The following is a 10,568-nucleotide window of genomic DNA, read 5'->3' on the forward strand; positions in this document are numbered from 1 at the left end:
CAGCCCTGACGCCCTCGCTCTCACTCTCGCTCTCACTCTCGCCCTCGCCCTCGCCCTCGCCCTCGCCCTCGCTCTCGCCCTCGCCCTCGCCCTCGCTGTCGCTCTCGCACTCACCCTCGAACGACGCCGAATCAACACCCCACCGCCGAGTCCACACGTCGTGCCTGCGAGGAACGCGTGGATTCGGCGGGCGAGCGTGGACTCGGCGGGGTGACGGCGAGAGGAGCGCGGCGAGCGCGGCGCCGGGACGCGCAGAGCGCGGGCCGCGGCATCCTCACACCAGCGACTCGCGCCAGGCGGCGTGCAGCTTCGCGAACGTGCCGGTGCCCGCGATGAGGGCGGCGGGGGCGTCGTCCTCGATGATGCGGCCGTGCTCCATCACGAGCACCCGGTCGGCGATCGCGACCGTCGAGAGGCGGTGGGCGATGATGATCGCCGTGCGGTCGGCCAGCAGGGTCTGCAGGGCGTCCTGGATGAGGCGCTCCGATGGGATGTCGAGCGACGCCGTCGCCTCGTCGAGGATCAGAACCGCCGGGTCGGCGAGGAACGCGCGCGCGAACGAGATCAGCTGCCGCTGACCGGCCGAGACGCGACCGCCGCGCTTGTTCACGTCGGTGTCGTAGCCGTCCGGAAGCGACCGGATGAAGCCGTCGGCGCCGACCGCGCGCGCCGCGGCACGGATCTCATCGATCGTCGCGTCGGGCTTGCCGAGCGCGATGTTGTCGGCGACCGTGCCGCTGAACAGGTACGCCTCCTGCGTGACCATCACGATCGCCCGGCGAAGGTCGCCCTGCGACAGCGCACGCAGGTCGACACCGTCGAGCGTCACCGCTCCCCGAGTCGGGTCGTAGAAGCGCGAGATCAGCTTCGCCAGCGTCGACTTGCCGGCTCCCGTGGTGCCGACGAGCGCGATCGTCTGACCCGCCGGGATGTCGAGGGAGAAGTCCGGCAGGATGACGCGGCCACTGCCGTATGCGAACTGCACCTCGTCGAACCGCACCGCACCGCGCGCGTTCGGCAGGGCGGTCGGCGTGGCGGGGTCGGGCACACTGGGCGACTCCTCGAGCACGCCTGACACCTTCTCGAGCGCCGCCGTGGCCGACTGGTACGAGTTGAGGAACATCGCGACCTCTTCGAGCGGGCTGAAGAAGTTGCGGATGTAGAGCACGGCGGCCAGCAGCACACCGATCTCGAGGAAGCCGCCGGTCACGCGCACCGCGCCCCACACCAGCACGACCGCCATCGTGACGTTCGCGAGCAGGATGAGACCCGGGTCGAGCACGCCGTACAGCTTCACGAGGCTGAGGTTCACGCGCCGGTAGTCGCTGGCGACCTCGGCGAACTCCTCGTCGTTGCGGCGTTCCTTGCGGAACGCCTTCACCGCGCGGATGCCGGTCATCGTCTCGACGAAGTGCACGATGAGACGGGCGCTCACGACGCGCGACTCGCGGAAGCCCTTCTGCGACTCGAGGTAGAACCAGCGCATGAGCAGCACGAGCGGGATGCCCATTGCGACGAGCACGAGCCCCGACTGCCAGTCGATCAGGAAGAGCGCCACCAGCGTGAAGATGCCGTAGAGCGCGCCCTGCACGAGCTGGTTCAGTCCGCCGTCGAGCAGCTCGCGGATCGACTCCAGGTCGCTCGTCTGCCGCGAGATGATGCGACCCGAGGTGTACGTCTCGTGGAACTCGAGGCTGAGTCGCTGGGTGTGCCGGAAGATGCGGGTGCGCAGGTCCATGAGGATCGCCTGGGTGAGCCGAGCCGAGAGCACGACGAACCAGCCGATCAGCAGCGCGCCGCTGATGCCCGTGACGATGTAGACGGCGGTGACGGCGGCCGCCGGCATCCAATCGGCGTTCTGCAGCACCGCCGGCAGGGCGTTGTCGATGCCGTACGCGATGAGCGCGGGACCGAGCACGCGCAAGCCCGTCGAGGCGATGACGACGATCGCGGTGAGGCTCAGCAGTCCTTTCATCGGCGAGACGAGGGAGCCGAGCAGGCGCAGCGAACGGCGACGGATCGCCCGACTCTCGGCTGCGGTGTAGTCGTTGCGGTCTTCGCCCTGGGTGCCCTGCACGGTGGTGCTCATGCCCGCACCTCGCTCTCGCTCAGATCGATCGGACCGGTTTCGTCGTACCGATGGTCATCATCGGAAGCCTCGCGCCGCTGCTCGCTCTCGATCTCGAGGCTCGAGATCACGAAGCGGTAGTGCTCGCTGTCGCGCAGCAGGTCGGAGTGGGTGCCGACCGCAGTGATGCGGCCGTCTTCCAGCACTGCGACCCGGTCGGCGAGCGCCACGGTCGAGGGACGGTGGGCGACGATCAGCGCGGTCGTGGTGGCCAGCACGCGACGCAGTGCCGCCTCGACCTTGGCCTCGGTCTCGACGTCGAGCGCCGAAAGCGGGTCGTCGAGCACGAGCACCGACGGCGCCGCCGCGACGGCGCGGGCGAGCGCGAGGCGCTGACGCTGACCGCCGGAGAGACTCAGACCCTCCTCGCCGACGGTCGTGTCGACGCCCTGCGGCAGGTCGTAGGCGAACTGGGCCTGCGCGATCTCGAGCGCTTCGGCGAGCACTGCCTCGGCCTCGGGGCTGCGCACGTCGAGATCGTCACGGCCGAGCAGCACGTTCTCGCGCACGGACGCCGAGAACAGCGTGGCATCCTCGAACGCCATCGCGATGTGGCGACGCAGCTCGTCGAGCCGCAGGTCGCGCACGTCGACGCCGTCGATCTCGACCGAGCCCCCGGTGACGTCGTACAGGCGTCCGGGCAGGGTCGTGAGCGTCGTCTTGCCGGAGCCGGTGAGTCCGACGAGCGCCATGGTCTCGCCGGGCTCGAGCTCGAGGTCGATGCCGTCGAGCAGATCGCGCTCAGTCGCCGGGGCATCCTGGTAGCGGAACCGCGCGCCGCGGAAGACGAGCCGCCCGCGCGGGTCGGCGACCGTCGACGGCGTCTCGGGGTCGACGATCGTGTTCTCCTCGTCGAGCACCTCGAAGATGCGGTCGGTCGCTGTGCGCGTGTCGATGAGGAACGAGAACAGAAACCCGAGGGACTCGAGAGGCCACCGCAGCGCGGTCGCCATCGCGAAGAACGCGAACAGCTCGCCGACGCTCAGCTGACCCGAGCTGGCCAGCAGGATGCCGACCAGCAGGCAGAGCGCGAAGGCGACCATCGGCACGACCTCGAGCCAGAACCACAGGGTGCCGACTTCGCGGGCCTTGCCGAGCTCGGTCGCACGCAGCGACTCGACCTGGCGGGTGAACTTGCGCAGGGCGTGGGGGCCACGGCCGAACGCTTTGAGCACGCGGATGCCGTGCACGCTCTCCTCGACCGCGGTGGCGAGGTCGCCGGCCTGGTCCTGGCTGAGGCGCGCGAGACGGCCGTACTGCCGCTCGAACCGGAAGCCGAAGTACCACAGCGGCACCGAGACGACGAGGAAGGTGGTGCCGAGCGCCCAGTGCCAGTTGAACAGCAGCACCGCGCCGATGAGCACCGTCATGAGGTTCACGACGAGCAGGATCGAGCCGAACGCGAGCCACCGGCGCACGAGGTTGATGTCCTGCATCATGCGGCTGAGCAGCTGCCCCGACTGCCACCGGTCGTGGAAGGCGACGGGCAGACGCTGCAGGCGCCGGTAGAACTGCTGGCGGATCTCGAACTCGACACCGGTCGCCGGCGTCAGCACGAACGCCCGGCGCAGGAACACGAACAGCGCCTCGAGCACGCCGAGGGCGAGCACCCCGAGCGACGCCCAGATGATGAGGGCGATGTTGGCCTGCGCGATCGGCCCGTCGACGGTGATCTGGAGCACGATCGGAATGACGAGGCTCACGATCGCCGCACCGAGCGCGGACGCGAAGCCGGCCGCGAGGCGCGGGAGCACCGGACGGGCGAAGGGGATGAGGCGCGCGAGCGCGCGCAGGGTGGAGAGCTGTTCCTGGGGTCGCTGAGTCATGGTGATGCTGTGTGTCGTGTGGGGGGGGAGGTCCGCCGAGTGGCGAGCCCTCCAGCTTATTCCCAGCTTCTCCGGAGCGCAACGCTGGCGTGTCGCCGCGGATTCCCGCGGGTGCCGGCGCGGCGCGAGCCGTGGCATCCACAGCCTGCCGCGCACCCTCCGCGCCGCGCACTCCCCCACCCGATCTCCGCCACCCTCCGCGCCGCCCGACCCCACGGCCCGAATCCACACGTTGGCGCCGAATCCACGCCATAGCGACGTCGGCGGCGCGTTGATTCGGCGGGCGGGGGTTGATTCGGCGAAATCGGTGGAGGTGGAGGTGGGGGTGGGGTGGGGGCGAATGCGACGGCGAGCGCGGCGCGCAGCGTGGCGCGTCAGCGCGCGGCGGCCTCGCGCGCGAGCAGCGAGCGCTTGACCTCGACGCCCCAGGCGAATCCGCCCATGGCGCCGCCGGTGCGCAGCACGCGGTGGCAGGGCACGAAGAGCGCGGGCGCGTTGCGGGCGCAGATCGAGGCGGCGGCGCGCACGGCGGTCGGCGATCCGAGCGCGACGGCGAACTCGGCGTAGGTGAGCGGATGCCCCGCCGCGATCGCCCGCAGACCGGCCCACCCGCGCTGCTGCAGCGGCGTGCCCCACTGGCGCACGGGCACGGTGTCGATCGCGGCGACCTCGCCCGCGTAGAACGCCTCGACCGCGGCGGTGTGCTCGCTCGCACCGGACACGACGTCGACGCCGCGCTCGCGCTCGGGGAGGCGCGCGAGGAGGGCATCGAGGTCGGCGGTCCAGCCCGAGGCGACGACGGCGCCGTCCGGGTCGGCGAGGAGTGCGAAGGGGCCGTCGGGGGTGTCGACGACGGCGAAGGTGCGGGCGGTCATGAGGACGCCTTTCGGGGAGTCAGCGGGGCGGATGCCGCACGCCACAGGTGTGCGGTGAGGTAGCTGCGCCACGGCGCGACGCGGTCCGCCCAGGCGGTGAGCCCGGCGGGATCGGCAGGGATGCCCAGCCGTGCGGCGCCGGTGCGCACGGCGACGTCGCCCGGCAGCAGCACGTCCGGGTCGCCGATGACGCGCATGCGCACATAGTCGGCCGTCCACGGGCCGATGCCGGGCATCGCGAGCAGCGCCTCGCGCTGGGCGGCGCCGTCGTCGCCGGTGGTGAGCTCCAGTTCGCCGTCGGCGAGCGCGCAGGCCGCCCCCGTGATGGCGCGGATGCGGGCGGCCGGGCCGCGCAGCACCTCGGCGCCGTGGTCGGCGATCGCGCGCATCGTCGGGAAGAGTCGGTCGGCGGTCTCGATCGGCTCGATCCGCTCGCCGAGCTCGTCGGTGAGGGTCGTGAGCGCGGTGCGCGCCGCGGCGACGGTGATCTGCTGGCCGACCATGGCGCGGATCAGCATCTCGTGCGGGTCGGCGGCGCCCGGCACCCGCACGCCCGGTGCGTCGGCGACGCTCGCGGCGAGCTCGGGATGGGAGGCGAGCGCCTCGTCGATCGCGTCGGGGTCGGCGTCGAGGTCGAACAGCCGCCTCACGCGGGCGACGAGGCTGGCGAGGTCGGCGAGGCGTTCGAGGCGGGCGCGCAGCCGCAGGGTGTCGCCGTCGCTGCGCACCTCGAACCAGGCGGTGCCGTGGGCGAGACGCAGGGTGCGGGCGAACGAGGTGGATGTCGCGACCTCGGCGCCGATCACCGCGCGCGCCGCCATCCACGCGAATACTCCGGCGGTCTCGTGCGGCGTGCGGTGCGGCAGGGCGAGGTCGATCTCGCCGTGCCCGGCGGCGACCCGGGAGCGCCGGCGCAGCCGCAGGTCGGTGGGAGCGAGCGAGAACACCTCTCGCACGGTCTCGTTGAACTGCCTGATGCTGGCGAACCCGGCGGAGAAGGCGACATCCGTCATCGACAGGTCCGTGCCGACCAGCAGCATGCGCGCGGTATGGGCCCGATGCGCCCGGGCGAGGGCGAGGGGGCCGGCGCCGAGCTCGGCCTGCAGGATGCGACCGAGCTGCCGGCTCGAGTAGCCGAGCCGGCGCGCGAGCCCGGGCACGCCTTCGCGCTCGACGATGCCGTCGGCGATGAAGCGCATGGCGCGGCCCGCGATGTCGCCGCGCAGGTTCCAGTCCGGCGAGCCGGGAGCGGCTTCGGGCAGGCAGCGCTTGCAGGCGCGGTAGCCGGCCTCGTGCGCCGCGGCACTCGTGGAGTAGAACGTGACGTTGCGCTCGTGGGGGGTGCGCGCCGGGCAGCTCGGCCGGCAGTAGATGCCGGTCGAGCGCACGGCGGTCACGAACTGCCCGTCGAAGCGCACGTCGCGCGACCGGATGGCGCGATACCGCTCGTCGAAGGTGAGACTGAGGCCGGGCATGCCCCCAGCCTGGCACGGGCCGCGGCATCCGGCTCGCGGTTTTCGGACATCGCCGTGCCGGAGCGTCCCACCCCGGGGCTACCGTGAGGTCATGAGCGAACGCACCTACGACCTGATCGTGATCGGCGCGGGGCCGGTGGGCGAGAACGTGGCCGACCGCGCCGTGCAGGGCGGCCTGTCGGTCGTCATCGTCGAGAGCGAGCTGGTCGGCGGCGAGTGCTCCTACTGGGCGTGCATGCCGTCGAAGGCGCTGCTGCGCGCTGGGGCGGCGCTGCGAGCGGCCCGCGACGTCGACGGTGCACGTCAGGTCACCGGCGAACGACCTGATGTCGCGGGGGTGCTGCGTCGACGCACCGGCATGACCCACGACTGGTCGGATGACTCGCAGGTGCGCTGGCTCGAGGGAGCGGGCATCGACCTCGTGCGCGGTCACGGACGCCTCGCCGGCGAGCGGCGCGTCGAGGTCGAGGGCCCGGACGGCACCCGCACGACGCTCATCGCCCGTTACGCGGTCGCGGTGAGCACCGGCACGGCCGCCCTCCTGCCCGCGACTCCGGGACTCGCCGACATCGCCCCCTGGACGAGCCGCGAGGCGACCGCCGCGACCGAGATCCGCGGGCGCCTCGCGATCATCGGCGGCGGTGTCGTCGCTGTGGAGATGGCGACCGCCTACAACGACCTCGGCGCATCGGTGGTGGTGCTCGCACGCGGCGGTCTGCTCGGCGGAATGGAGCCGTTCGCGGGCGAGATCGTGCGCGACGCGCTCGTCGAGCGCGGCGTCGACGTGCGCACCGGCGTGAACGTCACCGCGGCGCACCGTGCCGAGAAGAACGCCGTGCTGACGCTCGACGACGGCACCCGCGTGCACGCCGACGAGGTGCTCGTCGCGACGGGACGCGTGCCGCGCACCGACGACCTCGGCCTCGAGACCGTCGGCCTCGCCCCCGGGGCGTGGCTGACGGTCGACGACACCCTGCGGGTCGAGGGCACCGACTGGCTCTACGCCGTCGGCGACGTGAACCGTCGGGCGCTGCTCACCCATCAGGGCAAGTACCAGGCACGCGCGGCGGGCGACGTGATCGCCGCGCGCGCGACGGGTGCCGACGTGTCGCATGCCCCGTGGTCCCGGCACGTCGCGACGGCCGACCACGCCGCCGTTCCCCAGGTGACCTTCACCGATCCCGAGGTCGCGTCGGTCGGTCTCACCGAGGCGGCCGCGCGGGCGGCGGGGCGCGGCATCCGGGTCGTCGACTACGACCTGTCCTGGGTCGCGGGCGCCTCCACCTACGCCGACCACTATCGCGGCCGCGCCCGCATGATCGTCGACGGGGAGCGCGACGTGATCATCGGCGCGACGTTCGTCGGTCAGGATGTCGCCGAGCTGCTGCACTCCGCCACGATCGCGATCGTCGGCGAGGTGCCGCTGCAGCGGCTGTGGCACGCGGTGCCGTCGTATCCGACGATCAGCGAGGTGTGGCTGCGCCTGCTCGAGACCGATGGGCGCGCGACCGCCTGAGGCCGCGCGCCGCGCGGGTCAGTGGAAGAAGTGCCGCTCGCCCGTGAAGAACATCGTGACGCCGCGCTCGCGCGCGAGCTCGATGGTCTCGTCGTCGCGCACCGAGCCGCCCGGCTGCACGATGACCTTGACGCCCGCGTCGATGAGCACCTGCGGTCCGTCGGAGAACGGGAAGAACGCATCGGATGCCGCGACCGACCCGGCGGCACGGTCGCCCGCCCGCTCGACGGCCAGACGGCACGAGTCGACGCGGTTGACCTGGCCCATGCCGATGCCGACCGTGGCGGAGTCCTTCGCGAGCACGATCGCGTTGGACTTGACGGCGCGACCGGCCTTCCACGCGAACACGAGGTTCTGCAGCTCGTCGTGCGTGGGCATCTCGCCCGTGATGAGCTGCCAGTTCTTCCACACCGAGTCGATGTCGGCCGGGAAGCGGTCGGCGTCCTGCAGCAGCAGGCCGCCCGAGACGAGCCGCACATCCATGGGCTCCTGGCGCCAGTCGGTGGGAAGACGCAGCACGCGCAGGTTCTTCTTGAGCTTGAACAGCTCCAGCGCCTCCGGCTCGAAGTCGGGGGCGACGATCACCTCGGTGAAGATGTCGCGCAGGTTCTCGGCCATCTTGAGCGTCACGGTGCGGTTCGCGGCGATCACGCCGCCGAAGGCCGACACCGGGTCGCAGGCGTGGGCGCGCAGGTGGGCCGACGCGATCGGGTCGAGCGCGTTCGCCGCGGTGACCGCGATGCCGCAGGGGTTCGCGTGCTTGATGATCGCGACCGCGGGCAGCACCATGTCGAACGCGGCGCGGAGCGCGGCATCCGCGTCGACGAAGTTGTTGTACGACATCTCCTTGCCCTGCAGCTGGGTCGCCTGGGCGATGCCGTGGCCGCCCGCACGCGTGTAGATCGCCGCGCGCTGGTGGCTGTTCTCGCCGTAGCGCAGCGTCGACATGCGCTCTGCGCGGATCGTGAGGTGGGCGGGCAGGTCCTCGGTCGTGAGGGTCTCCTCGGAGAACCACGTCGCCACCGCGCGGTCGTAGTCCGCCGTGTGAGCGAACGCCCGGGCGGCGAGATCGCGGCGCTGGTCGAGCGTCGTGCCGCCGGCGCCGAGCGCGTCGATGATCGCGGGGTACGACATGGGCGAGACGACGATCGCGACGTTCGCGAAGTTCTTCGCCGAGGCGCGCACCATGGCGGGGCCGCCGATGTCGATCTGCTCGACCACGTCGTCGCCCTGGGCGCCCGAGGCGACCGTCTCGACGAAGGGGTACAGGTTCACGACGACGAGCTCGAACGGGGCGATGCCCAGCTCGGCGAGCTGGGCCTCGTGGGTCGCCAGCCGCAGGTCGGCGAGGAGGCCCGCGTGCACTGCGGGGTGGAGCGTCTTCACACGGCCGTCGAGCGACTCCGGGAAGCCGGTGACCGAGGCGACATCCGTCACGGCGAAGCCCGCGTCCCGGATGGAGGCCGCGGTCGAGCCGGTCGAGACGATCTCGACGCCGGCGTCGGCGAGGGCACGGGCGAGGTCGAGCAGCCCCGTCTTGTCGCTGACCGAGACGAGCGCGCGCCGCACGGGCACGACGTCGCGGGGTCGGTAGTCGGCGGGATCGTGTCGGGGACCGGCCATGGAGCTCCTCGGTTCTCGGGGGTTGCGGATCAGGGAAGGGCGGGCGCGGCGAGATCGAGCTCGCCGTCGGCGATGCGGCGCACGATGTCGATGAGCAGGCGGCGCTCGACCGGCTTGATGCGTTCGTGGAGGGCGTTCTCGTCGTCGCCGGGGAGCACGGGCACACGCTCCTGGGCGAGGATCGGGCCAGCGTCGACGCCGCCGTCGACGACGATGACGCTGGCGCCCGTCTGGGTGGCACCGGCGGCGAGGGCGTCGCGCACGCCGTGCGCGCCCGGGAACTCGGGCAGGAACGCGGGGTGGGTGTTGATGATGCGGGGCGACCACTCGTCGACGACCGCGGCGGGCAGCAGCTTCATGAGCCCGCTCAGCACGACGAGGTCGGGCTGCCAGACGCGCAGCTGCGCGGAGAGCTCCGCGCCCCACGCGTCGCGTTCGGCTGCGCCGCGCCACGGCACGACGAACGTCGGCACGCCGAACTCCTCGGCGTGCGCGAGGCCGTCCGCCTCGCGATCGGCTCCCACGACGACGATGCGGGCGGGATAGGAGGGGTCGGCGGCGGCGTCCAGCAGGGCTCGGAGGTTCGAGCCCGTGCCCGAGATCAGTACGGCGACCGTCAGCACCCGGTCAGTCTAACGGGGAGCCTCGGAGCCCTCGTCGCGACCGCCCGCTCCGGTGCTCGACGGGTCGGGGCGGCCGGTGCCGTCGACGTCGAACCAGGCGCTCGGCGACCCTCCCAGAGTCACCGGCGCGGGGCGATCGGCGTCGTCGCGGGCGCCGCGGGGGGCGAGCAGCAGGATGCCGCTTCCCACCGCGACCTCGATCGCGACCGCGAGCGCGACCGCGCCCGGGTCGGGACCGGTGACGGCGAGGCGTCCGGGGCCGATCGATCCGCCGGCGAGTGCGGCGAGCAGCGCCGCTCCCCCGTCCGCGTCGTGGTGCACGAACTCGACGGCACCGTCTACACGGACATCGTGACCACTCCGCTGCACCCTGCACCCCTCGACCAGTCCCCCGCTGAGCTGCCGCCGGCCTCCGTCGAGCATGACGACCTTGCACCTGACGATGCTGCGCCGCTGCACCCGCTCGCACTCCAGAACGCCGAGGGCTTCGTGCCGGGCGGCG

At 72.3% G+C, this 10,568-nt stretch carries 10 protein-coding genes; 3 read left to right on the plus strand and 7 right to left on the minus strand.

The features are described 5' to 3' along the window. Positions 1 to 214: hypothetical protein (locus ABT08_RS10535; RefSeq protein ID WP_288114909.1), on the plus strand; the 214-nt coding region annotated here is incomplete at its 5' end. A 60-nt stretch (positions 215 to 274) separates the two neighbouring features. Here ABT08_RS10535 and ABT08_RS10540 read toward each other — a convergent pair. The 4 genes from ABT08_RS10540 to ABT08_RS10555 form a co-directional block, all read right to left on the minus strand. Further along, a complete protein-coding gene (locus ABT08_RS10540; RefSeq protein ID WP_045245911.1) occupies positions 275 to 2,089 on the minus strand; it encodes an ABC transporter ATP-binding protein in 1,815 nt (604 codons plus the stop codon). Beyond that, on the minus strand, positions 2,086 to 3,954 hold the full coding sequence (locus ABT08_RS10545) for an ABC transporter ATP-binding protein (RefSeq protein WP_056518726.1): 1,869 nt from the start codon (positions 3,952 to 3,954) through the stop codon (positions 2,086 to 2,088). Before ABT08_RS10545 ends, ABT08_RS10540 begins: the two co-directional genes overlap by 4 nt. 374 nt (positions 3,955 to 4,328) lie before the next feature. Further along, positions 4,329 to 4,829, minus strand: a complete 501-nt coding sequence (locus ABT08_RS10550; protein ID WP_056518725.1) for a methylated-DNA--[protein]-cysteine S-methyltransferase — start codon at positions 4,827 to 4,829, stop codon at positions 4,329 to 4,331. Further along, entirely contained in the window at positions 4,826 to 6,304 is a 1,479-nt protein-coding gene (locus ABT08_RS10555) for a DNA-3-methyladenine glycosylase 2 family protein (RefSeq protein ID WP_273189794.1), read from the minus strand. The genes ABT08_RS10550 and ABT08_RS10555 overlap by 4 nt, the downstream gene beginning before the upstream one ends. 91 nt (positions 6,305 to 6,395) lie before the next feature. On the opposite strand from ABT08_RS10555, the gene ABT08_RS10560 reads away from it, so the two are divergent. Next, positions 6,396 to 7,820 carry a dihydrolipoyl dehydrogenase family protein gene (locus ABT08_RS10560; RefSeq protein ID WP_056206000.1) on the plus strand — a complete coding sequence of 475 codons (1,425 nt, stop codon included), beginning with the start codon at positions 6,396 to 6,398 and terminating at the stop codon, positions 7,818 to 7,820. A gap of 18 nt (positions 7,821 to 7,838) precedes the next feature. On the opposite strand, the gene purH is transcribed toward ABT08_RS10560, so the two are convergent. Genes purH through ABT08_RS10575 form a run of 3 tightly spaced genes read right to left on the minus strand, consistent with a single transcriptional unit; the run spans position 7,839 to position 10,387 of the window. After that, positions 7,839 to 9,443 carry a bifunctional phosphoribosylaminoimidazolecarboxamide formyltransferase/IMP cyclohydrolase gene (gene purH, locus ABT08_RS10565; protein WP_056518723.1) on the minus strand — a complete coding sequence of 535 codons (1,605 nt, stop codon included), beginning with the start codon at positions 9,441 to 9,443 and terminating at the stop codon, positions 7,839 to 7,841. 29 nt (positions 9,444 to 9,472) lie between these two features. Next, complete coding sequence (gene purN, locus ABT08_RS10570; protein ID WP_056206001.1) at positions 9,473 to 10,066, minus strand: phosphoribosylglycinamide formyltransferase; 594 nt, start codon at positions 10,064 to 10,066, stop codon at positions 9,473 to 9,475. A gap of 9 nt (positions 10,067 to 10,075) precedes the next feature. Then, complete coding sequence (locus ABT08_RS10575) at positions 10,076 to 10,387, minus strand: cell division protein PerM (protein WP_288114910.1); 312 nt, start codon at positions 10,385 to 10,387, stop codon at positions 10,076 to 10,078. Between ABT08_RS10575 and ABT08_RS10580 the strand changes: the two genes are divergently transcribed. After that, positions 10,379 to 10,568 (plus strand): hypothetical protein (locus ABT08_RS10580; RefSeq protein WP_288114911.1); only part of this gene is annotated, 190 nt, incomplete at its 3' end. The genes ABT08_RS10575 and ABT08_RS10580 overlap by 9 nt on opposite strands.

It is taken from the genome of Microbacterium sp. SCN 71-21 (genome assembly GCF_001725695.1).
Classification (GTDB): domain Bacteria; phylum Actinomycetota; class Actinomycetes; order Actinomycetales; family Microbacteriaceae; genus Microbacterium; species Microbacterium ginsengisoli.